The following is a 22,420-nucleotide window of genomic DNA, read 5'->3' as shown; positions in this document are numbered from 1 at the left end:
GTCATGCACGCGGTGGAATCGTCCACCGAACTCCGGGTGCTGACCAAGCGTGAACCGATGCTGTTCGTCAAACTCACAATGATGCCGGGGCCTGTCGAGTCGATCTCCGCGTCGATCGCAGCTGAGATCCTCCAAACTCAGGTCGATGCCGGCCACATCACGATCGCCCTCTCGCCACAGGTTCTGGGCGGCGCGCTGGTTCGCATCTGCGACGTACATCTTTACGCGCCGCTACTCGGGCGTGAGAAGGCGGAAATCGAAACAGCCCTCGACCTGATCGCACTGCTACTCGCAGTCACCCACATATAAATCCCGACACGCACGACGAAATTTGTCGTCAGACGTCTGATGAGTTGCTAGGCTCCCTGCAGTCAACCGGAGAGGGAGCCGTGTCCGACGAACATGCAGGGCCTGCACTGCGCGGTCCGCTGGTACCGCAACTGGAACAGATATTCCGGTCAAGAATCCAACAGGCACAATGGGCTCCGACAACACGGATCCCCAGCGAAGCCGCCCTTGCCACCGAACTGCGCGTGGGGCGTTCGTCCATCCGTGAAGCCATCCGCCTGCTGGCCCGTGACGGACTGCTGGAAGTACGACACGGCATCGGCACATTCGTCGCCGCGGAATCCGACCTCGAACATGCCGACGAGTTCACCCGACTCCTCCGGCGATCACGTCTCCTCGAAGTTTTCGAGGTCCGACGCGCCTTGGAAGTCGAGGCTGCCAGGCTCGCAGCCGAGCGTGCACAACCTGCCGACCTGGAGAGGCTTCGACGCCAACTTTCCGTGCGCCACAGCCACTTCGAAGGTGATGTCGAGCAGTTCATCGACGTAGACCTGGACTTTCACACCGAAGTGGTTCGACTGTCAGGGAATGCCGTTCTACTTTCCCTGTTCGAGTCGGTGCGCCCGCTTCTCCGCGACACTCTTGTCGAATTGATGGCCCACGAAGTCGGAGTTCCCGACACTTCTCATACCCACGACCAATTACTCACAGCACTGCAGGATTCAGACCCGGACGCAGCGGTAGCTGCCACCCGGGAGAACATCGATACGGTCTTGCGGCAACTGCGCGTACTCGATAGTTAGAAAGGCCGCACCGACGTGCAACATCCTCAAGGCACAGTGCTCTCGACAGAACATGTGGATTTGGTCCGCGGCGGCCGATACTTGTTGCGAGACATCACTATTTCTATCGAGCCCGGCCAACACTGGGCACTACTCGGCGCAAACGGGGCCGGCAAGAGCACGCTGCTGAGCCTGTTCGGTGCGACCGAGCACCCCACCCGTGGTTCCGTCTTCGTACTCGGCCACAAATTGGGTCGCGTCGACATGCGTGAACTGCGAATGGACATCGGACACGTCAACCCGCGCCACACGATCGGGATTCCGATCACCGTCCGAAACGTCGTCATCACCGGCCTGACCAACACCACCGAGATAATCCCACGCTGGTCACCGACGCCCGAACAACTAGCACATGCCGACGCCGTGATCGACCTACTCGGCATGAGCTCACGTTCGGATGCATTGTGGCCCAACATTTCTCAAGGCGAGCGCGGGCGAACCCTGATTGCCCGGGCCCTCATGGTCGAGCCCAGACTCCTCCTTCTCGACGAACCTGCCACCGGCCTCGACCTGGCCGCCCGCGAGCAGCTGCTGACCGCCCTGGACGACCTTCGCCACCAAAATCCATCTTTGGCAAGCATTCTCGTGACTCATCACATCGAAGAGATTCCGAGTACCACGACGCATGCTCTGCTGATCAAGGATGGAATCATCACAGCGAACGGTCTCGCCGACGACGTGATCACGACAGAGAACATCAGCGAATGCTTCTCACATCCCATCGAGATCGAGCGACGCAACCGGCGCTGGAATGCTCAGTCCCGGCCTCGCGAACTGATCTGAGCGCACGTCAGAGTCGACGCGCACCCGGACCATCTCTACCCAGTTCGTCTCCAGGGTTGAGAAGATTGCACGTTTTGAGAGACAGGCATCCGCAACCGATACATCCGGTCAGTTGTTCTTGGAGGCGGGCGATCGCCTGCTTGCGGTCCTCGAGTCGCTGATTCCATTCCTCGGAAATCTTGCTCCAGTCCTTCTTGTTCGGCGTTCTCCCCTCGGGAAGCGAGGCAAACACCTCTGCGACTTCCGCGAGTGGGACACCGAACCGGACGGCCAACTGAATCAACGACACCCGCCTGATCGCGTGGCGCGGAAACTTTCGCATGTTGCCCACAGTCCGCTCGGCTGGAATCAGTCCAAGACTCTCGTAGTACCGCACTGCTGACACCGCCGCACCGGTACGGGCGGAAACCTCGCCGATGGAAAGAAGTTCGTCGCTCTTGCGGATCATCATGTCTCCCAGCGATGGCCTGAAATTGACCTCAAGGGTACTTGAGACTTTACATTCGTCGACATGCACTCTCGTACTGATGCCTCTGCCGGCGCCTGGCGCCAATTGTTGGGAGGCCGACATCTCGGAACTGCCACCGTCCTGGCCGGCGGCGTCGCGTTGTACGCAACCAACGTCTATCTCATGACCAGTCTGCTTCCGACGGCAATCAACGAGATCGGCGGAGCGCAGTACTACGCGTGGACCGCAACAGTTTTCCTGATCGCCTCCGTCATCTCCTCGATCTCTGTCACCAAGATCCTCGGAGCGCGAGGACCGCGAGGTGCATATCTGATCGGGCTCGGAATCTTTGCGCTCGGCACGATGGTCTGTGCAGCCAGCCCGTCGATGGAACTACTGCTCGTAGGACGGGCGATTCAAGGTTCCGGCGGCGGACTGCTCGCGGGACTCGGCTACGCCGTCATCAACGCGGCGCTCCCGAAGCATCTGTGGACCCGCGCCGCTGCGCTCGTATCGGCGATGTGGGGAGTCGGTACATTCGTCGGCCCGGCCGTCGGCGGCGTCTTCGCGCAGTTCGACGCTTGGCGATGGGCATTCGGGGTTCTTGTCGTTGCGGCAATTGCGGTAGCCGCTCTGGTTCCCCACGCGCTTCCCGCCCACACAGCCGAACCCACGGAACGCAATTCGGTACCCGTACTGTCGCTCGCGCTGTTGAGCGCAGCAGCGCTACTGGTGAGCGTCGCGGGTGTACTGCCCCACCTCACCGTCACCGCTGCACTGATCATTGTTGCAGTGCTTCTGCTTGTTGGATTCGTCTTTGCGGACCGCCGCAGTCGCCATGGTGTTCTGCCTCCGTCGACGTTCAACTCGTCGTCGCTCAAGTGGATGTACCTGACCATCGTTGTCCTGGCGCTCGCATCGACGGTCGAAACCTTCATTCCATTCTTCGGTCAGCGACTCGCCGGGATGTCACCGGTGGTCGCAGGATTCCTCGGAGCTGCCCTCGCACTGGGCTGGACTTTCGGTGAGATTCCGAGTGCGTCGGCAACGACGCCGCGGATCATCCGAAGAATCGTGGTCGGCGGGCCGGTCCTCGTCGCTGTCGGACTGGCACTTATGGCCGCTTTCCTCACGGAACAGGCCGGAGCCGCAGCGACCACTGCATGGGTCGTCGGACTAGTGGTTGCCGGCGCGGGTATCGGAATCGCATGGCCCCACTTGGCCGTCGGAGTGATGACTGCCGTCACCGAACCCGGTGAAGGCGCCAGAGCCGCCGCTGCCGTCAACACCGTGCAGTTGATCGCCAATGCATTCGGAGCGGCTCTGGCAGGTGTGCTGGTGAACATCGGAGCGCCCTCGACCCTTCGTTCGGCACAATTGCTTCTGATCACCTTTGCCGCCGTAGCGTGTATCGGCGTGGTGATCGCAGCCCGCGCATTTCCGGCGCCTGGAGAGAAGGTTCAACCGTGACCGAATCGAATTCTGCCCAGACCGGTGACGGCTTCCCGAAGGTCGGTGCGCCCGCGCTTCGCGCCTTGCTGGGCGCTGGATACACCGAATTGCCGCAACTGGCGTCGGTACCGGAGAAAGAACTGGCGAAGCTTCACGGTATGGGACCGAAGGCGCTACGCATTCTCGGTGAAGCTCTCACAGAACGAGGACTGACGTTCGGCGAGGACTGACCCACCGTCACACAATGCTTGCCCGTACCTGATTTCCGCCTTCTCGCTTCGCTTGATACATGGCGGAATCCGCGACACGGAAGAGCGCAGAAACCATGTCGTCGACAGCCTCATCGGGACTCTGGGGCACTGTGCGAATCGCGATTCCGATGCTTGCACTTGTCTCGGGAACGTCATTGTCCCCATTCATTGCGGCAGATATCCGGGTGGAGAGTTTGGCGACCGAACCGAAGGGCACCCGTTCCAGCACCACGAATTCGTCGCCTCCGACCCGGGCAATCAGGGCCGATTTCGATGTCCACAATTGAATACGCAACGCGGTCCGAATGATCGTGCTGTCACCGATGTCGTGGCCGTGCAGATCATTGATCTTCTTGAAGCGGTCGAGATCGATCACCACAACCAGTAATGCATTCAATTCATTGATCTCGTCGCCCACAATGGCCGAAGCGCGACGGGAAAGCCCGCGGCGGTTGAGTAAACCGGTCAGCGGATCCAATTCCGACGTGGTCGCATCGGAACTGAACATTGCCAGCATGATCTGGGAGACCACCGGAATGACATAGATCGTTGCGAGGGTGACACCGATTTTTGCAATACCCAACCCCCAGTCGGTGTTTTCCCCGAACAGGAGAGTCCACCCGGCAGCCAGGGTCACAAGAGTGGCAAAGACCAGATGGCCGAGTTGCAGCTTCGGATTATGGAAGAACGCGATGTAGCCACCGATCGATGCAAACACCACGCAACACAGCAGTCGCGCCATCGGATCGATATCGCACGCCGCTGACAACGCTATCGCTATATCGGAGCCGAAAACGAACGTATACGACCACAGCCTCGTGAGAGGCCGGAACCACCAGATAACACCGGCGACCAGGCAAGCTGAAGAAATAGCCAGGTTGACCGATCGCCAGAACGTTCCTTGCGGGCCTACTTCACTCCAACGCATGACGATCAGGACCATGCCCATTCCAAATGCAGTTCCACCGACCAGAAGTCGGCACGCGACCACAAGGGCTCTGTCTTCGAGGTAACGCAGAAAAGTACTGAACTGGTCGGGAAGCCTCCACCATACTGCGACCAAATCGATCAAGGCCTTCATTCAGCTACCACCATTCAGCTACCACGTTTCTACCGCCGCAAATCCGCTGCATACGCCGGCGGCCCACGTGACGGAAGGATTCCAGTGGTGATGACGCCATAACTTGCAGCATAACGACTGTGACGAATCCGACCAACCGTCCCCGCCGATATTTCCTCACCAACGCTGGCAGGAGCAGCAAGTATTCAGCTACGCCGAGTGTTAGCTACTGTATATCGTGTTAGTTCACAGCTTCGTACGCTGCCGATACGTACTCGGCCGACCGCTCCGACCCGAGCAGCCCAGGCCCCATCTTGTTCATGACATACGAAATAGTCATGCGCTTGTCGGTATCGATGACGATCTGCGAACCACCCCATCCGCCCCAGAAACAGATCCGCCCCTCCGGGACGAACGGGACGGACTCCGGCGTCGGCAACCCGAATCCCACACCGAACCGAACCGGTACGCCCAGGACCAGATCAACGCCGTAGGACTGTTCGTCGAAAATCATGCCGATGGTCTCCTCGGACAGGAGTCGAACGTCTCCGACCTTCCCGCCGCACGCGATCACCGACTGAATCCAAGCGAGGGCGCGCGCATTGGAATGGCCATTTGCCGCCCCGATCTCGGCGGCGCGCCAACCGTCGGTCCACGAACTTGTCGCGTCGGCTGGCGGTGCCGTAAACGTCTTGACCATGATGCTGTCCATCCCGAGAGCAGCGATGTCGATCGGCAGCGGCGGTGGAGCGATGACATTGGAGACGCGTCCGTACTCCGATTTCGGCAAGCCGAGCCGGAAATCCGCGTCGAGCGGCCCGGCGATTTCTTCTTCGATGAACCGCCCCAGGGTGCGTCCGTCGATGCGTCGAACAACCTCGCCGATCAGGTGTCCGAAGTTGAGCGCGTGATAGCCCGATGCAGTTCCCGGCTCCCACCAGGGCGCCTGCGTTGCCAATCGCGCTGTTGCGTACTCGTCGTCGCAGATGTTCTCGAGCGTGAACGGCTGATCCCAGCCCGATACGCCCGAGGTATGCGAGAGCAACTGACGGACTTCGATCCGATCCTTGCCATTCACTGCGAACTCGGGCCAGTACTGCGCGACCGGCGCGTGTATGTCCAACAACCCTCGGTCGACCAGCATCAGCGCAGCTAGCGCGGTCACGGTTTTACTGCACGACCAGACATTCGTGACGGTGTTCCGCTCCCAGTGCGCGGTATGTTCCGCGTCAACCCACCCACCCCAGATATCAACGACGGATTCACCGTCGATCGTGACTGCTATGGACGCGCCGACGTCCTCTCCGGAAGCAATATTTCGTTCGAGCGCACTTCTCAGTTCAGAAAATCGCGGATCACATACGCCTTCGATATTGGTCACGAGCGGCCTCCGGGGTATGAATGAAACCTGACGTCGAGTTCAACTACCGAATGAGTATGTGCCCGATTTCGATGTGGCGTCAATCACTTTCTGCCCGCAATCCCCACTCAGACCAGCGCAATGCCCTTCGCGATTCGACGACGGAAATCCCAGAGATAAAAGTTGTAAGGGAACATCCGCACGATTTTCGGCGTGTATCGATTCACACGCGCGACGACACGCATCGATCGATCGAAGTTGCATTGACGCCTCTCGCTCCACGGCAGCCGCATTTCGTCGCGAAACGTCTGCGGAAGGAAGCCCGTGGTCACGAATCTGTTGAAAGGTCCGACCACCGGATGGAGGATCCGATGAGTGAACGACGCCGACGCTATTCCGTAGAGGTGCGCGCGAATCGTCTCGTCAATGCTGATCTTTTCCAGATTGCCATTCCAGTAGACCTCGAAGGCATCTCTGTCTGCCGGCCACATTTCACGGCGCATCTGCAACGTCGTACCTAGCGTTGCACTACGCTGATAAATCGCTTCGTGCGTTACCGGATCCGGATTTCCGTACAAAATCTTGTAAACGTCTTCGAACCCCCGGTACAGGCAGGCCGCTACCCAGAGCTGAAGCTCCGGATCGAATGCGTTGTATTCGACCGGGCTGTTCTCATCGGAACGAACGTACTTGTGCGCGCCATTGACGGCATGCCGATATTTCTTCTTCTCCTCGTCAGTAGCGAGCGAGGCGACGGACAGATATGTCAACGTCGTCCGCGTCCGCTTCACGGGATGGCGGTCCAGGCGCCCGGTTTCGACCTTGCTCTCATAGACGCCGTAACCCACTGCGGGCCTGCCCAACTGCATGATCACATTCGCTCCGGCAGCCAGTAGCCCGAGGCCGGACATCGCTTTTTCGATCTCCGCGTCGACGTCGACACTTCGCTTCAATTCCTCACCCGTCGTCATACCTGCTCCCTCGGTGACCATATCTGCGAACGTGCGTGATCAGATTAGTGAATCTTTGAAACGACAAGATGTCAAGATGTTCTTATGAATGACCAACCGCGCCCCTACGGCGGCGTCGACGGGGCACGTCGAGTGGAACAACGACGTGAGTCCCTTATCGAGGCCGGCCTCGAACTGATGGGATCCCCGGAACCTGAACTCACTGTTCGCGGAGTCTGCAAACAGGCTGGTGTCGCCGCCCGGTACTTCTACGAAAGCTTTGCCGACCGCGACGCGCTGATGTCGGCCGTGTACGACAGCGTTGTCACCGACATCGCGATATCCACCCAGGCTGCCGTAGACACCGCCGAATCTGAGCACGACAAAGCGCTTGCAGGCATCGCGAATATCGTCCACACCATCGCGCGCGACCCTCGGCGCGGCCGCCTACTGTTCTCGACGGCATTGACCAGCCCGATACTTGCCAACCGACGTCGTGATTCGACGATGGCATTTGTCGGACTCCTCGCCGGCAACGCCACAACGTTCTACCGACTCGGGAACAGCAGACAACTGACCCTGACAGCCACCTTCATGGTCGGTGGTCTCGCACAAACTCTCAGCGCCTGGCTCGACGGTTACATCGACGTCACCGAGGAAGAACTTGTATCGGATTGCGCTGCAATCCTTCTCGCGCCGTCGATGAATCAGCAGGACTAGTCCCAGATGCCGATCTTGTCGAGATGGGCAAGGAGTCGCTCGGCACCGTCGGAGAACTGCACTCGCATCTGCCTGCCCACCTGCCCCAGATCCCGCTTCTCGAAGGCCTCGATCAGCTTGACGTGACTCTTCACCGCCAACTCACCCCAGCCCGGATCAGTCGCATAAAGCCGGGCCGGCGTGTACCGGATGGCACCGAAGAGGAACCAGCCCAGCTTGGCGCCACCCGCCACTCGATTGATCAGACGGTGAAACTCGAACTCGCACTGCTCGATCGCCGTTGCGTCGGAACGCTCGAGCGCCTCTCGCAGCGCTGAGTTCAGTTGCACCAATTCGGCCAAATGCTCAGCGGTAATACTGGCGGTTGCGCGTAGCGCCAACTTGACCGCGATCTCACCCTGCAGCCAGAAGATGTCCTCGATGTCCTGTCGACTCAACGGACATACGACGTAACCCCGGTGCGGCACCAGTTCGACCATTCCCTCGCCGCGCAAAGCGACGAGAGCCTCCCGCACCGGTGTCACACTCACACCGAGTTCTGCTGCTGTTTCATCCAATCGAATGAAGTCGCCCGGCCGGACGCCGCCCGACATGATCACATTACGAACGTGATTGGCGACGTCCTCGGACAACTGCGGACGCCGTCTCAGAACAGGGTTCGCCGCCCTAGAGCGTGCAGGCGCTGCCACAACCGATCCTCACAGTCCGTACGTCTTACCGATGATGTCTCGCTGAATCTCGTTGGTACCACCGTAAATGGAAGACACAAGAGTCTTCCGCACATGATGTTCCATGTCGAACTCAGTGGCGTAACCGTACCCGCCCATCATCTGCATGCCTTCGAGCGCCGCCTTCTTGGCGGTCTCGGTGAGCTTGAGCTTGGCCATCGATGCTTCTCGCGGAAACATCGTCGTCGGGTTGGCGTCAACCATCCGCGCGACGCTGTAGACCAGGAGCCGACCGCATTCGATTTCGGTGGCGAGGTCCGCCATCCGATGACGCAAGGCCTGGAACGTTCCGACCGGCCTGCCGAATTGTTTACGGGTGGTGATGAATTCGAGAGTGTCATCAAACGCCCTTTGCGCCGTCCCCAGCATCATGGCTGCAAGAATCAGTCGCTCGATGTTGAGTCCGGCCATCAACTGCTTCCAGCCGTTGCCCACCTCGCCGACCACAGCATCCTCCGGCAGGAACGTGTCCGTGAAGTAGAGGTCGTTGACCTCCTTGCCGCCCATGGTGTCGATGCCGCTGATCTTCAATCCGTCGACGTTCGCCGGGACGTGAAACATCGTCAGGCCCTCGTGCTTGCCGGTGCCTCGGGAAGTGCGAGCCACCAGCAGAATGTTCTCGGCAAAATGGGCATTGGAACACCAGGTCTTCTGACCGTTGATCAGCCACCCATCGTCAACCTTCTCGGCACGGCAACTGAGATTGCCGACGTCCGATCCGGCTTCAGGTTCCGACATCGAGATCGACTGCGACGCACCTCGAACGATGCCGCCGAGCACTTCCTTCTTCTGTGCCGGGCTACCGAATTTCTCGTACGCCGCGCCCGTGATGACAGTAGGTCCGAGGCCGCCGATCGGAGCCATTCCCTTGGCTGCCTCGTCGAGGAATATGCACAGGTCAACTGTGCTGCCGGCGGATCCACCGTATTCTTCGGGGACGGTCAAGCCAAGCCAGCCCAATGCTGCCATCTTCTCGTAGAAGGCCTGGTTGTGGTTGTGTTCACCGAAGTTGGTCAGTTGGTCGCGCTGACCCCGCGTACCACTTTCCTTCTTGCAGAATGCCGCGACGGATCGGGCGAAATCGGACTGCTCCTGCGTGAAATCCATATTCATCGACTGCTCCCGAATGGTGTGATCTTGAGGGGGTTGTCGTTGCGCACTCCGGCGCATACTGTGACACCCAGCACAGTAAATCACATCACATATATGTGATGCGTCGAAACGTGGAGGCCTCACCCAGATGACGGAACAACTCGGCAGTCAGAGCACATCGATCGATCCTCACGCCGACGACAACACCTTCGCCAGCGTCGATCCCCGAGACAACACTGTCATCGCTCGATACCCCGTTGCGGATCGAACCGCCGTCGATAGTGCCGTTGGCGTCGCCCGCACTGCCGCCCGCTGGTGGGATCAACTCGGATTCTCCGGACGACAAAAAGTGTTGCGGGACTTCCGCTCGGCAATCGCGAACAACGCAGAAGCCATGGCCGCGATCATCTCCGCCGAGACCGGCAAACCTGCCGACGACGCAGTCCTCGAGGTAATGCTGGCGCTCGAGCACCTCGACTGGGCGGCCCGTAACGCACAGAAGGTACTGCGCCGCAGACGCGTCGGAGCCGGACTGATCAGCGCCAACCAATCAGCATCGGTCGGCTACCGCCCGATGGGAGTCGTCGGGGTCATCGGCCCATGGAACTATCCGCTCTACACTCCGATGGGATCAATCGGTTACGCCCTGGCTGCCGGAAATGCCGTCGTCTTCAAACCTAGCGAACTCTCACCCGGAGTAGGCATCGAACTGGCACGCCTGTGGAACATTGCCGCACCGGGTCACCCTGTCCTGCAAACCATTACCGGCGACGGACAGACCGGCGCGCTGCTGTGTTCGTCCGGAGTGGACAAGATCGCATTCACCGGATCAACGGCGACCGCCAAGCGAGTCATGGCGACATGTGCTGAAACCCTGACCCCGTTGGTCGCCGAATGTGGGGGCAAGGACGCCATGCTGGTGAACTCCGACGCCAATCTTGATGCAGCAGTCAGCTTTGCGGCCTTCGGCGCCGTCGGCAACGGTGGACAGACGTGCGCCGGCGTCGAGCGCATCTATGTCGCGGCCCCGGTCTACGACGCATTTCTTTCCAAACTCACTGCAGCCCTGACCGATGCGCACGCCGGAGATAGCGATTCCGCGACTTACGGACCGATGACACTGGGCAAGCAGACCGCGATTGTCCGAGGACACGTCGAGGACGCCCTCAACCGGGGAGCGAAAGCCGTTCTCGGCGGACTCGATTCCTTCCGCGGCCCGTTCATCGACCCCATAATCCTGACCGAAGTACCCGAGAACTCCACCGCGATCACAGAAGAAACCTTCGGCCCCAGTGTCGTCGTGAACAAAGTGGCCGACATGGACGACGCGATCGAGCGGGCCAACGCATCCAAATACGGCTTGGGTGCCTCCGTGTTCACCAAAAGTTCCGCACAGGGGCGAGCAATTGCCGAGCGTCTCGAATGTGGTGTTGTCACGGTCAATTCGGTTCTCGGGTTCGCCTCGATCGCGGCGCTACCCTTCGGCGGCGTCGGCGATTCCGGATTCGGCAGAATTCACGGGGCAGACGGCTTGCGTGAATTCAGCAGCGTCAAGTCCGTTGCCGTACAGAGGTTCAGCGCCCCACTCGACCTTTTGACCATCGAACGCAAAGCCCGCGACATGAAGATATCTCGCTGGATGTTGGCGAAGCGGCACGGCTAGAACGGGACGCCGTTTCCGTTTCCCCTACCACCGAATTGAGCGAAAGTGCCGTTCGGCGCATCCAAGGCGCCCAACGGCACTTTCGCTCGGAGTGGATTCCCGGCAATCACGACGGTCGAACTTCTGGTTGGATGAACACCGGAAGCAACGCACCAAAGGGGTAGCAACTGTGGTTTCAGATCCCATCACCGGCCTGGAAACGGAACTCGCCGACATGTGGCAACGGGGTCGTGCTCGCTCCCGGAAGTATGCCCGGGCAATTCATCCGAAGCTCGATCCGGCGCTCTACCCCGTCCTGGTCATCCTGAACCGGAACAAAGCCGTGCGCATGTCCGAGCTGATCTCGACGCTCGACATCGAGAAATCCACCCTGACAAGGCAGATCAATGCTGCTGAGCGCCTCGGATTGGTCGAGCGGATTCCGGACCCCGACGACGCCCGCGCCAAACTGGTGGCATTGACGCCTGACGCCAAAACGAAACTGAGCAATATCCAGAACCATCAGATCGACGAGTGGCGTGCCCGTCTGGCCACCTGGAAGCCCGAGGACATCGTCACACTGACGTCGTTGCTCCGACGCCTCGGCAACTCGGAGAATTAGCTTCAAAACAGTTGCGCACTGCAACCAACTTCTCCTATAGTTGCAATATTCAACTAGGCGAGGGGCGGCGATGGTCACACCCGAAACAGCCGAATCCGTCATTTACAGCCTCGGGGCGCTCGTGCGCCGGCATCGCGAAATCGCCTGGGCCGAATCTCATGGACAAACACGCGGCGCGCTTCCCGACGCAATGGGCGCCCTGCTCTCACTGATGTCTGCAGACGAAGTGAACAGAACTACCGAACTGGCCGCAAAATTGCGAATCACCGCGTCAACCCTCAGCCGACACGCAGCACAGGCCGAAGATGCCGGTTACCTACAGCGCCAAGCAGACCCGAGCAACGGTAGGGCATCACTCGAACGTCTCCGCCGGCCCACCCGCGACAACGAACAACTCTCCGTTGACGAACCTTCGTCGATTCTCTCTTTTTCCCCAGCTCGAATAATTCTCCGATACAAGGAAGCTCATGGATACAGCCAAGTCCACGGACGCTCCACCATCTTCACCAACACTGCCACCCGAAGCCCCCGATGACACACAAGCAGAAGATCGACGCTCTCGTCCGCTTGCTTCTCGGCATGTTCGTTGCATTCCTGTCATCGACCATCGTGTCAAATGCATTGCCTACCATCATTACCGAGCTCCACGGCACTCAAGACCAATACACCTGGGTCGTGACGGCAACGCTGTTGGCTTCCACCGCAACAACTCCCATCTAGGGCAAATTCTCCGATCTAGTCAGCAAGAAACTGCTGGTCCAGCTGTCCATCACCATCTTCACCATCGGCTCCGTTCTGGCCGGGATGCCACAAGCCGTCGGCATGCTGATCGGATTCCGCGTCATCCAGGGCCTCGGCCTTGGCGGCCTGCAGGCACTGGTCATCATCGTTATCGCCGCAATGTTCAGCCCCCCCGTGAACGTGGCCGCTACCAGGAACCGATCGCAGCGGTCATGTCGACTGCCACGGTTGCAGGCCCATTGATCGGCGGCGTCATCGTCGATACCAGCTGGCTCGGCTGACGCTGGACGTTCTTTGTCGGCGTTCCCCTCGCAGTCATCGCACTGATCGTCGTTCAACGAACCCTGAACCTTCCCGTCGTCAAGAAGGACGTCAGCATCGACTACGTCGGCGCGACGCTCATCGCCGCCGGAGTCAGCACTCTCCTCATCTGGGTCACTTTGGCCGGCAAGAACTTCGATTGGTCATCGGAGCTGTCCTTCTTCCTGGTGGGCCTCGGAATCGTTCTTCTCGCAGTAGCGATCTGGGTGGAAAGCAAAGTCGAGGAACCCATCATCCCCCTGCGCCTGTTCCGTGATCGCACCACCACACTCGCGACGCTTGCCAGCATCGCCGTCGGTGTCGCAATGTTCGGCGGCGCAGTCTTCCTCGGGCAGTACTTCCAGATCGCACGCGGTTACTCACCCACCGTCGCCGGACTCCTGACGCTGCCGATGGTAATCGGTTCCCTTCTCTCGTCTGGAATCTCGGGATCACTCATCACCAAGTTCGGCCGCTGGAAGGCCTTCCTCGTTGCCGGCTCGCTGACAATGTCCGTGGGATTTTTCCTCCTGTCCACAATCGATCACGCAACACCGATGGCGCAGGTCGGATTCTTCCTCTTCGTCCTTGGCGCCGGCATGGGCATGGTGATGCAGAACCTTGTACTCGCAGTGCAGAACACAGTGGCACCCAGTGATCTGGGAACAGCCAGTTCCACAGTCTCGTTCTTCCGTTCGCGCGGTGGCGCTGCCGGCGTCTCCGTTCTGGGCGCAGTTTTTTCCACGCACGTTGCAAACCTGACAACCAGCGGATTGAGCGCGCTCGGCATCGATATGAGTTCGGCCGGCGGATCCGGCGCTGGGCTGTCGAACCTCAAGGAACTGCCCGAATCTTCTTCATAGCGGGAATTCTCGCCCTGCTCAGCCTCTTTGCCATCGTCTTCATCAAGGAGACGGTTCTATGAACGGAGAGCGGTGACGAACAGTTGATCGCGAAACTGGCCGCTACCGAAGACGTGAGCTCCCGATGATAGAGAACCACAGCAAAGCTCCGCCCCGGGACACTCGAGCGTCCCGGGGCGGAGCTTTGCTTATTCAGTGCGACCGATTCAGGTTGCGGCCCTCTAGGTTGCAGCGATGACGCCGGCGACGGGAATGCCGCCTCCCACCGCCATCCGGAAGTCGATCATTGCCCGCTCGACATGGTTGGCACTCGAGACGACAACAACACCGCTTGCCCGGCGATCAGCCAGAATCTGCGCGGTGTTCTGCGCATTCTGGACCGTCGACCCGGACCGGCCCTCCTCGGTGATCCTGGCAGGATCGATACCGTTGGCAACAAGCCAGTCACGCATTGCCTTGGCCTCGGTAATGCCGGACTTGGGCGCGCCGCCACTGGTGATGATCGGCGCCGCTGGATACTGATGCGCAACCTCCAGCGCAGCCTGCAATCGCTCGACCAGCATCGGACGCATCGTGCCGTCGTCAAACAGTCCGGCACCAAGCACGACGATGTTGGTCCCCGCCGGGTTGAGATCGAGCAGGAGTGGCGACCGGCGCGTCAAGGACTCGGCACCCGTGCACACCACAACCACCTCTCGAACTGTGGATTGGCACCCCCCGAAGACCGAAAGAACACCGTTGACCACCGTGACCGGTGTTATATCTGCACTCGCCGTTGCCGGCGAAAGTCCCACCCCTGCCGCTGCCACCAAAGCTGCTGCGGCAATTCCTTTCAACACAGATGTGCGCACATTGACCATCAAGCTGACTCCCCTGAATTGTCGGATGTCACGCCACGGTATCGACAAGACACTCGAATATCGCACTTTTGATCGGATTGTTACCCAACCGATGGGGGCGATGCATATCCGTTCGAGTCGAGCACAGCGACTTTCGTCGTCGAGCACAGCGACTTTCGTCGTCGAGCACAGCGACCATCGTCGAGCACAGCGACCATCGTCGTCGAGCACAGCCGATCAAGAAGTAAACGGGAATCGCACATCACCTAATTCCTTGGTGCACAAAGGAATTTACCGCTTCTCTCGACTCTCCAATCTGTCGCAAATCGGAAGTAAAGGTTTGGCGATGCGCATCCTGTAGTCGCAGCTCAAACTGCCCTCGCAAAGGTCACAAATGGTGACCACACTGCTCTCGCTCGACACTTTAGGTCAATTGACCTAGAATGGCAGCATGACCGATTCCCTGCACCACAGGTCCGACGCACCGATACTGATCGTCGGAGGGTACGGAACCGTCGGCACCGCATTGACACACCTCGCTGCGCCCGAATTTCCACTTCTGCTCGCCGGTCGCAATCCCGACGGCGGCGCTGAACTCGCTAAAACACACGGAGTTTCGGTAAGACGCTGGGACCTCGGCGACCCCACCCCGTTCGACGCCACAGTCCGCGCAGTCGTCTCGACAGTCAATGATCCACACGACCGCGTTCTACGAGCATGCATAGAAGCCGCGGTCCCGTACATCGATGTAACCAGGTGGGCCGGAAGGCTTGCCCGTGCAGCAACTCTGGCAGGACATCTGGCACCCACCAGTCCGGTCTACCTGTCATCAGGATGGATGGGTGGAGTAACTAATCTTGTTGCTGCAGCACTGGTTCACGAACTCGGAGGTGCCGACGAGATCACCACTTCGATCCGCTACGACACCAAGGACAAGGCCGGCCGCGATTCAGTCGACTTCATGGACCGTCTCGGCCAGGACTACGAAGTGATGCTGCGCGGCAACCCGATCACCGTCAGCCCACTGACCGATACCACGTGGGTCGAATTTCCGGGATCCAGAACCAAAGTGGCACGTATCGACACTCCCGAGCAGCTCACGTTTCCGCTAACTTTGAACGTCGAAACAGCTACAACCAGAATAGGATTCAGCTCGAACGTGTCCACAAATCTCCTGCTCGCAGCCAAGAAGTCCGGACTGTTCCGATGGGGCCGTGGCGACAGATTCACGCCGCTACGCCGAGCGCTCCTCTACTCACCCGGCACCGGCGGCAGCGCGCAGATCCGCATCGATGTGTCCGGGCCTCATGGCGCCGTAAGTGCCATAGTGGTCGATCCGAACGGTCAGGCGCACCTGACAGCAGTGGGTGGATACCTCGCACTACGACGCGTCCTCGAAACGGACATGCGTCCCGGAATTGCTTTCCCCGAATCGGTTCCGCATCCGGAACGCATCATCGGCGAACTCGAGAAACACGGAGTGGCAGTATTGCGGACATGACACTCTCGAAGGGAGCCGCCCGGGCGGCAGCGATTCTCGACGCCGCCGAGGAAGTCCTGATCACTGCTGGCAATGCACACTCGGCGATGCGCGACTTTGCCGCTGCCGCGGGCGTTCGTGTCGGCCATCTTCAGCATTACTTCCCTACCCGGGCAGATCTCATACGCGCGATCATGTCGCGCGCACTCGAACGTTCCCTCTCACGGCTTACTGCGATGACAAAGACCTGGACAGAGGCTGCATCCGATACACCGATCACGCGGGCCGATTCCGAAAGGCTCATCCTCGTTCTGCTCTCCGAGCAGGAGGACCCGGAGACAGTTCGGCTGTACGTCGAAGTGTGGTCCCTTGCCTCTGTTGATACCGAGATCGCTGCAGTCGTTCGAGACTTCTACCGGCAGTATGTCGCTCACGTTGCCCTGATTGTCGCTCGGGCGCAGCCCGACCTCGATTCCGTCGCACTCCGCGGGCGAGCCGAGACAGTGGTAAGCGTTCTCGAAGGTTCGTCAGTCCTTCGTTCGGGCATCGCCCAACTCCGGTCGGAATCGACCGATGCCATTCTCGTGCAAACGCTGCAGTATCTGATTCACGGGTCGTGACGCGCACGTATCGTAAGCGCATGAGCGTTGCACACGAATGGAGCCGGATCACCGACTGGTGCGGTACATACGCACCGGTGACGGCTGCTGCGATGCAGCCGGGATTGTCCGAGAACACCATCGCCGAATACGAGGCGTCCACCGGTTTCGATTGGCCCGCGGAACTCAAAGATCTGTACCGCATACAGAACGGCAGTGTGACGCATGACGATCGCACCGGCTTGTTTCTCGGCAGCGTTCTACCCGACAAGTTCCTCTATCCCATCGACGTTGCCGTAGAGATTCGACTCAACCTCCTTGAAGCCTGGGATGAGATCATCTACGAAAGTGTGGAACTGTACTCCGAGGACGAGATGGACCTACGCGACGGTGACGAAGCCGGTACTGCGGCAAGCATGTTCATTCCTTCGTACCTTCCGTTTGCCGGCCTCGACGAGTATCACTACTTTGTCGATACTCGAGCGGGCGCATTGCACAACTGCGTCACCGAGTACGCGCAGGAATCCTTGGACACCGGTGGCCCCATCTGGGCCTCCATCTCGGTAATGTTGGCGGCTCACGCGAGCGCCCTCGAAGCGGGTTCTGTGCTCGGAGTCTGGAAACCCGTTGTCAGCAAAGGCGTTTTGGAATGGGAAGTCGAAGTATGAGTTCACCGCATCACCGGGCCAGTCGAGTGCTGGCCGACGGCCGCGAGATCATCTACTTCGACGACGTCGGCACCAATCGAGCACATGACGCCCCGGATCTTCGGGAGCTACCGGCGGCCACCCATCACTCGGCTATGCGTTTCGACGCGATCGCCGGTGAGTGGATCACCATCGCGTCACATCGCATGACCCGCACATACCTACCGTCCCTCGCCGACTGTCCACTGTGCCCGACCAGCGAAATCGGCACGGCCACTGAGATACCCGATGCGGAGTACGACGTCGTCGTGTTCGAGAACCGGTTTCCCAGCTTCTCATTCGGCGCGGAGACCGACACCAACGAAGCGCGCCTGGATCTGCTCGATCGTCCTGCAGACGGCCGGTGTGAGGTGTTGTGCTTTTCGAGCGATCACACTGCGTCCGTAGCCGATCTCCCCCTCGCCCGCATGGAGACGATCATCTCGACATGGATTGCTCGCACTGAAGCGCTTTCCGCTTTGCCGGGGGTCGAGCAGGTATTCTGCTTCGAGAATCGGGGCGAGGAGATCGGAGTAACTCTCCGTCACCCCCACGGCCAGATCTATGCGTATCCGTATGTGACACCGCGGACAGAAGCCATTTCCATCCAGGCCGACAAGCACTTTCAGCGCACCGGCCGCTCACTGCTCCGCGACGTACTGGACTTCGAACGTGCCGACGGCACTCGCGTGGTCTACAGCGGCGAACACTGGACCGCGTACGTACCCGTAGCGGCGCGGTGGCCGATCGAGATCCACCTCGCTCCCCATCGTGATGTCCCGGACCTCCCCGCGCTGAACACGGATGAGCGCGCAGAACTCGCAGTGGTCTACCAGGATCTCCTGCGCCGCATCGACCACTTCTACCCGGAAGTCGATCAAGTTCCGTACATCGCGGCCTGGCACCAGGCGCCGGTACGAATCAATCGCCATCTGAGTCGCCTTCACCTGCAACTGTTCTCGATCTTGCGGGCGCCTGGCAAACTCAAATATCTCGCCGGATCCGAATCAGCGATGGGAGCATGGGTCAATGACGCCGTGCCCGAAAACGTGGCCGCTCGCTTGAGGGAGTTGACACTGTGAACTCACTGAAAAATGCTGTGCAACAGTTATTTCTTGCGACGTTCGGCAACGAACCGACTGGTGTATGGTCCGCCCCCGGCCGCGTCAACTTGATCGGCGAACACACCGATTACAACGCCGGACTCTGCCTACCCGTAGCCCTCGAACACCGCACCTACGTTGCCGCCGCACTGCGCGCCGACAACCTGGTGCGGATCCACAGCCGGCAATCCACAACCGCCCACGAAGGTGATTGCGGCACAATCGGACACGGCTGGGCTGCCTATCCCACAACAGTTCTGTGGGCACTCGGATTCGACAACGTCGGCATCGATCTCTATCTCGACTCGTCGGTACCCGTGGGTGCCGGACTCTCCAGCTCCGCAGCACTCACCTGCTCAGTGGCTCTGGCCGTCAACGAACTTCACGGAAATCCCTTCTCCCGCCATCAACTCGCCGAAGCCTGTATCCGTGCCGAAAACGAAGGTGTCGGAGCCCCCACCGGCGGGATGGACCAGACCATCGCACTCTTCGCCCGGCCCACAACAGCGCTTCTCCTCGACTGCCGAGACAACTCCACCGAGCACATCCCCTTCGACCTCTCGTCCACCGATTTCGAACTCATCGTCATCGACACCGCGGTCAAACATTCCCTCGCCGACGGCCAATACGGACTGCGCAGAACCCAGTGCGCCGACGCCGCACAGATCCTCGGCGTCAGTAGTTTGCGCGAGGCAACCCTCGACCAGGTCGAATCACTGGACGACGCAGTCCTTCGGTCCCGGGCCCGCCACGTCGTCTCCGAAAACGAGCGGGTGTGGGGCGTCGCGAAGCTCTTGCGTGAGAACCGGGTGAGTGAGATCGGCCCGCTCCTCGACAGTTCTCACGCTTCATTGCGTGACGACTTCGAAGTCTCATGCCCCGAACTCGACGCGGCGGTGGAAGCCGCGCGCCTGGGCGGCGCCGTGGGCGCCAGAATGACCGGCGGCGGGTTCGGTGGAAGCGCCATCGCGCTCGCCCCCGTGGGCAAATTCCGAAATATACGACAAAACGTAGTAGATACCTATACTCGCAGGTCATGGCCCTCGCCGCGGTTCTTTCACGCGACGCCATCAGGTTCCGCCCATCGGAACTGAGAGCCACCTCACATAAATAGTCATTTCAGATGCGAATTATGTAGGTTCGAGTCATGCAACTGACGCAGTTCACCGATCTGGGGTTGCGCGTCGTCATGCGGCTAGCCGTACTCGACGCCGACGCCTCCCCCAGCACCCGGCTGATTGCTCAGCAGCTCAATGTGTCCTACGCCCACACAACCAAGGTTGTTACGCGCCTCGGCGAGCTGGGCATCGTCAATACCAAACGTGGCCGCAGCGGTGGACTCTCCATCACCGAACTCGGCCGCACCGCCACCATCGGCTGGCTCGCGAGGCGCCTCGAAGGGCCCGGCGAGGTGGTCGACTGTGAAGGCGACAAGCCATGCCCCCTGCGCGGTGGATGCCTTCTTCGCAGCGCATTGCACGACGCGCAAGAAGCATTCTTCGCCTCACTCGACGGTGTCACGATCGCAGACGTGACACGCCAGCCGTCCAAGACTGTTCTCCTTCGTCTCACCACTCGGAGTGACGAAGCAGGCTGAACACCAACGAATCTCGACCGAACGGAGCATCTCATGCTTTCCTCACAGTCAACCGAGGTCATTCGCACCACCCTCCCCGTGGTCGGCGCCGCCATCGGAGACATTACGTCCCGGTTCTACGAGCGAATGTTGACAGCCCACCCGGAACTCGAGCGCGATCTGTTCAATCGCGCCAATCAGAAGCAAGGCGAACAGCAAAAGGCTCTCGCCGGCGCAATCGCCGCATTCGCGACGCTGCAACTCGAACCCGATCAGGACAAGGTCGATCTCATCCTGTCCCGCATCGCACACAAGCATGCATCACTCGGCATTACACCCGATCAGTACGCCATAGTCCACGAGCACCTCTTCGCGGCAATTGTCGAAATCCTCGGCGAGGCAGTAACTCCCGAGGTTGCTGCCGCCTGGAACGAGGTCTACTGGCTGATGGCAGAAACACTGATCTCGATGGAACGCGACCTCTACGAATTGGCCGGAGTCGAGTCGGGCGACGTGTGGCGCACAGTTCGAATCACCGAACGCGTGCTGCAGTCCGCGGATACCGTGTCACTGACTCTAGCCTCGACCGATGGCGGTGAAATTCCGACTTTTGCTCCCGGACAATACCTTTCGGTTGGTGTCGTCTTGGCCGACGGCGCTCGCCAGATACGCCAGTACAGCCTGTGCTCGACGCCCAGCAGTTCCGACTGGCGGATCACCGTCAAGCGGATCTCCGGAGAATTCGACGGCGAGGTGTCGAACTTCCTCTACAGCAACGTCTTCGAAGGTGACACTCTATCCGTCACCACGCCTTTCGGTGATCTCACGATGCCCGACGACGATTCACCGCTGCTACTGGCATCCGCAGGCATCGGATGCACTCCGATGATCGGCATGCTCAACCATCTCGTCGACACCGGGGCGACGCGCTCCGTCTGCGTCATTCATGCCGATCGGTCCATCGCCGATCATGCGCACCGAACCGAACTGAGCGCACTCGTCGACAAGATTCCGGCAGCGAGGTTGCATCGCTGGTACGAGGACTTGGGAGTGCACTCATCGCTCGAGGCTGTCAGCGAAGGGCGAGCGGATCTCCGCGACATCGAACTCGACCCCGATACGCAGGCCTTCCTGTGCGGGCCGATGCCGTTCATGCTGTCGATGCGCGAGTCCTTGATTGCACGCGACATTCCGGCGCAGAATATCCACTACGAGGTCTTCGGACCGGACAGCTGGGCAAACGCCTGAGTCAGGAGTGCCGATGGCGGAAGAGAATGATCGCGAGACTCTTTCGCGCTGGGCCGATTTCGGAGCGATGTGGCGGGTTCTTCACCGAACCCCCACATCGATCACGGTGTCACTGTGCCGCTGCGACGGCGGCGAAGAAATGGATCGCCTGACGTCCACCGATCCGGATCTTCTCACCTGGATCGGTGACCGCCAGGCCAGCGACGAATGATCAGCTCACCACCGGAAGCTCAGCGGCCCTGAGCCGTCGGTCATTCCGACTTGGGGATCATCGACCGACGGGGCACCATTATGGTCGACGGAATCCCGAAGGACTATGTCCAGTGCCTGAAATGGTTGTGTCAGAGCCTGATCGGTGTAGGTAATCCCGACGCGCCGCCGAGGAAGCTGACCAACTGTAATGCGGCGACGCCGTCGTAAGCCGGAGAATCGAGGGCGATCTTGCAACTGGTACCGCCAAATCCCAAGCCGGAATAGGCGAGTCCGAAGTACCCGTTCTTGGCGAAGCTTTGCACCGCGGGAAGCTCATCCTTGTACGAACCACCAAATCCGTTGGTAGTCAATATTGCCGGCGCGGGATTGCCGGCACGCACACCGTCGAGAATGATCAGCTCACCGATCACGGTGCAGGGCGCAGCAAGGTCGGGACCTATTCGGACAAAATCCCCACCTTCTTTGCGTGCGAACGTACCTTTCGGCGCATCCAAGGCGACGAGCGTACCGTTCGCTCAGAAAGAGGGGGTGCGC

25 protein-coding genes and 1 pseudogene are annotated in these 22,420 nt (G+C 59.9%); 18 read left to right on the top strand and 8 right to left on the bottom strand.

Annotated features, from left to right (window positions below):
* Positions 1-3: 3 nt before the first annotated feature.
* The 3 genes from QM600_RS01575 (at position 4) to QM600_RS01565 (ending at position 1,913) form a co-directional block, all read left to right on the top strand.
* A complete protein-coding gene (locus QM600_RS01575; protein WP_283259729.1) occupies positions 4-309 on the top strand; it encodes a QsdR family transcriptional regulator in 306 nt (101 codons plus the stop codon).
* 80 nt (positions 310-389) lie between these two features.
* Positions 390-1,091 carry a FadR/GntR family transcriptional regulator gene (locus QM600_RS01570; protein ID WP_283259728.1) on the top strand — a complete coding sequence of 234 codons (702 nt, stop codon included), beginning with the start codon at positions 390-392 and terminating at the stop codon, positions 1,089-1,091.
* A 15-nt stretch (positions 1,092-1,106) separates the two neighbouring features.
* Positions 1,107-1,913 (top strand): ABC transporter ATP-binding protein, encoded by an 807-nt coding sequence (locus QM600_RS01565; RefSeq protein ID WP_283259727.1) that lies wholly within the window; start codon positions 1,107-1,109, stop codon positions 1,911-1,913.
* 7 nt (positions 1,914-1,920) lie between these two features.
* Here QM600_RS01565 and soxR read toward each other — a convergent pair whose 3' ends face one another.
* Positions 1,921-2,361 (bottom strand): redox-sensitive transcriptional activator SoxR, encoded by a 441-nt coding sequence (soxR, locus tag QM600_RS01560; protein WP_283259903.1) that lies wholly within the window; start codon positions 2,359-2,361, stop codon positions 1,921-1,923.
* A 63-nt stretch (positions 2,362-2,424) separates the two neighbouring features.
* On the opposite strand from soxR, the gene QM600_RS01555 reads away from it, so the two are divergent.
* Positions 2,425-3,831 carry an MFS transporter gene (locus QM600_RS01555; protein WP_283259726.1) on the top strand — a complete coding sequence of 469 codons (1,407 nt, stop codon included), beginning with the start codon at positions 2,425-2,427 and terminating at the stop codon, positions 3,829-3,831.
* Positions 3,828-4,043, top strand: coding sequence for a helix-hairpin-helix domain-containing protein (locus QM600_RS01550; protein ID WP_283259725.1), 216 nt, complete (start codon positions 3,828-3,830; stop codon positions 4,041-4,043). The genes QM600_RS01555 and QM600_RS01550 overlap by 4 nt, the downstream gene beginning before the upstream one ends.
* Before the next feature lie 7 nt (positions 4,044-4,050).
* On the opposite strand, the gene QM600_RS01545 is transcribed toward QM600_RS01550, so the two are convergent.
* The 3 genes from QM600_RS01545 to QM600_RS01535 all read right to left on the bottom strand — a co-directional run bounded on the left by QM600_RS01545 (position 4,051) and on the right by QM600_RS01535 (position 7,455).
* Complete coding sequence (locus QM600_RS01545) at positions 4,051-5,145, bottom strand: GGDEF domain-containing protein (protein ID WP_283259724.1); 1,095 nt, start codon at positions 5,143-5,145, stop codon at positions 4,051-4,053.
* Positions 5,146-5,365: 220 nt separating this feature from the next.
* The gene (locus QM600_RS01540) at positions 5,366-6,505 is read right to left on the bottom strand and encodes a serine hydrolase domain-containing protein (protein WP_283259723.1); all 1,140 of its coding nucleotides are present in this window, start codon (positions 6,503-6,505) and stop codon (positions 5,366-5,368) included.
* A gap of 107 nt (positions 6,506-6,612) precedes the next feature.
* Positions 6,613-7,455, bottom strand: a complete 843-nt coding sequence (locus QM600_RS01535; RefSeq protein WP_283259722.1) for an oxygenase MpaB family protein — start codon at positions 7,453-7,455, stop codon at positions 6,613-6,615.
* A gap of 84 nt (positions 7,456-7,539) precedes the next feature.
* Between QM600_RS01535 and QM600_RS01530 the strand changes: the two genes are divergently transcribed.
* Positions 7,540-8,154 (top strand): TetR/AcrR family transcriptional regulator, encoded by a 615-nt coding sequence (locus tag QM600_RS01530; protein WP_283259721.1) that lies wholly within the window; start codon positions 7,540-7,542, stop codon positions 8,152-8,154.
* On the opposite strand, the gene QM600_RS01525 is transcribed toward QM600_RS01530, so the two are convergent.
* Together QM600_RS01525 and QM600_RS01520 are read right to left on the bottom strand one after the other, a co-directional pair.
* On the bottom strand, positions 8,151-8,843 hold the full coding sequence (locus tag QM600_RS01525) for a GntR family transcriptional regulator (RefSeq protein WP_283259720.1): 693 nt from the start codon (positions 8,841-8,843) through the stop codon (positions 8,151-8,153). The two genes, QM600_RS01530 and QM600_RS01525, sit on opposite strands and share 4 nt — an antisense overlap.
* Positions 8,844-8,852: 9 nt before the next feature.
* On the bottom strand, positions 8,853-9,995 hold the full coding sequence (locus QM600_RS01520; protein ID WP_283259719.1) for an acyl-CoA dehydrogenase family protein: 1,143 nt from the start codon (positions 9,993-9,995) through the stop codon (positions 8,853-8,855).
* A gap of 127 nt (positions 9,996-10,122) precedes the next feature.
* On the opposite strand from QM600_RS01520, the gene QM600_RS01515 reads away from it, so the two are divergent.
* From QM600_RS01515 to QM600_RS01500, 4 genes and pseudogenes are all read left to right on the top strand, one after another.
* The gene (locus QM600_RS01515; protein ID WP_283259718.1) at positions 10,123-11,637 is read left to right on the top strand and encodes an aldehyde dehydrogenase family protein; all 1,515 of its coding nucleotides are present in this window, start codon (positions 10,123-10,125) and stop codon (positions 11,635-11,637) included.
* Between the two features lie 169 nt (positions 11,638-11,806).
* Entirely contained in the window at positions 11,807-12,238 is a 432-nt protein-coding gene (locus QM600_RS01510; protein ID WP_283259717.1) for a MarR family winged helix-turn-helix transcriptional regulator, read from the top strand.
* 70 nt (positions 12,239-12,308) lie between these two features.
* Positions 12,309-12,773 carry a MarR family transcriptional regulator gene (locus QM600_RS01505; protein ID WP_283259716.1) on the top strand — a complete coding sequence of 155 codons (465 nt, stop codon included), beginning with the start codon at positions 12,309-12,311 and terminating at the stop codon, positions 12,771-12,773.
* Positions 12,770-14,270 (top strand): annotated as a pseudogene (locus QM600_RS01500) (MFS transporter). Before QM600_RS01505 ends, QM600_RS01500 begins: the two are co-directional and overlap by 4 nt.
* Positions 14,271-14,363: 93 nt before the next feature.
* On the opposite strand, the gene QM600_RS01495 reads toward QM600_RS01500, so the two are convergent.
* Complete coding sequence (locus tag QM600_RS01495; RefSeq protein ID WP_283259715.1) at positions 14,364-15,002, bottom strand: YdcF family protein; 639 nt, start codon at positions 15,000-15,002, stop codon at positions 14,364-14,366.
* A 430-nt stretch (positions 15,003-15,432) separates the two neighbouring features.
* Between QM600_RS01495 and QM600_RS01490 the strand changes: the two genes are divergently transcribed.
* The 8 genes from QM600_RS01490 to QM600_RS01455 are packed head-to-tail and all read left to right on the top strand — an operon-like array spanning position 15,433 to position 21,884.
* The gene (locus QM600_RS01490; RefSeq protein ID WP_283259714.1) at positions 15,433-16,482 is read left to right on the top strand and encodes a saccharopine dehydrogenase family protein; all 1,050 of its coding nucleotides are present in this window, start codon (positions 15,433-15,435) and stop codon (positions 16,480-16,482) included.
* On the top strand, positions 16,479-17,081 hold the full coding sequence (locus QM600_RS01485) for a TetR family transcriptional regulator C-terminal domain-containing protein (RefSeq protein ID WP_283259713.1): 603 nt from the start codon (positions 16,479-16,481) through the stop codon (positions 17,079-17,081). Before QM600_RS01490 ends, QM600_RS01485 begins: the two co-directional genes overlap by 4 nt.
* A 20-nt stretch (positions 17,082-17,101) precedes the next feature.
* A complete protein-coding gene (locus QM600_RS01480; protein ID WP_283259712.1) occupies positions 17,102-17,728 on the top strand; it encodes an SMI1/KNR4 family protein in 627 nt (208 codons plus the stop codon).
* A complete protein-coding gene (gene galT / locus QM600_RS01475) occupies positions 17,725-18,828 on the top strand; it encodes a galactose-1-phosphate uridylyltransferase (RefSeq protein WP_283259711.1) in 1,104 nt (367 codons plus the stop codon). Before QM600_RS01480 ends, galT begins: the two co-directional genes overlap by 4 nt.
* On the top strand, positions 18,825-19,943 hold the full coding sequence (galK, locus tag QM600_RS01470; protein WP_283259710.1) for a galactokinase: 1,119 nt from the start codon (positions 18,825-18,827) through the stop codon (positions 19,941-19,943). The genes galT and galK overlap by 4 nt, the downstream gene beginning before the upstream one ends.
* 53 nt (positions 19,944-19,996) lie before the next feature.
* Positions 19,997-20,446, top strand: coding sequence for an RrF2 family transcriptional regulator (locus QM600_RS01465; RefSeq protein ID WP_094270392.1), 450 nt, complete (start codon positions 19,997-19,999; stop codon positions 20,444-20,446).
* 33 nt (positions 20,447-20,479) lie between these two features.
* On the top strand, positions 20,480-21,673 hold the full coding sequence (locus QM600_RS01460) for a globin domain-containing protein (protein WP_283259709.1): 1,194 nt from the start codon (positions 20,480-20,482) through the stop codon (positions 21,671-21,673).
* A 13-nt stretch (positions 21,674-21,686) separates the two neighbouring features.
* A complete protein-coding gene (locus QM600_RS01455; RefSeq protein WP_283259708.1) occupies positions 21,687-21,884 on the top strand; it encodes a hypothetical protein in 198 nt (65 codons plus the stop codon).
* 130 nt (positions 21,885-22,014) lie between these two features.
* Here the strand turns inward: QM600_RS01455 and QM600_RS01450 are convergent, their stop codons facing one another.
* On the bottom strand, positions 22,015-22,380 hold the full coding sequence (locus QM600_RS01450) for a hypothetical protein (protein WP_283259707.1): 366 nt from the start codon (positions 22,378-22,380) through the stop codon (positions 22,015-22,017).
* Between the last annotated feature and the right edge of the window lie 40 nt (positions 22,381-22,420).

The organism is Rhodococcus sp. IEGM 1379, from assembly GCF_030056815.1.
Classification (GTDB): domain Bacteria; phylum Actinomycetota; class Actinomycetes; order Mycobacteriales; family Mycobacteriaceae; genus Rhodococcus_F.
Note: the sequence above shows the minus strand (reverse complement) of the source record. Positions and strands in the feature narration are given on the sequence as shown.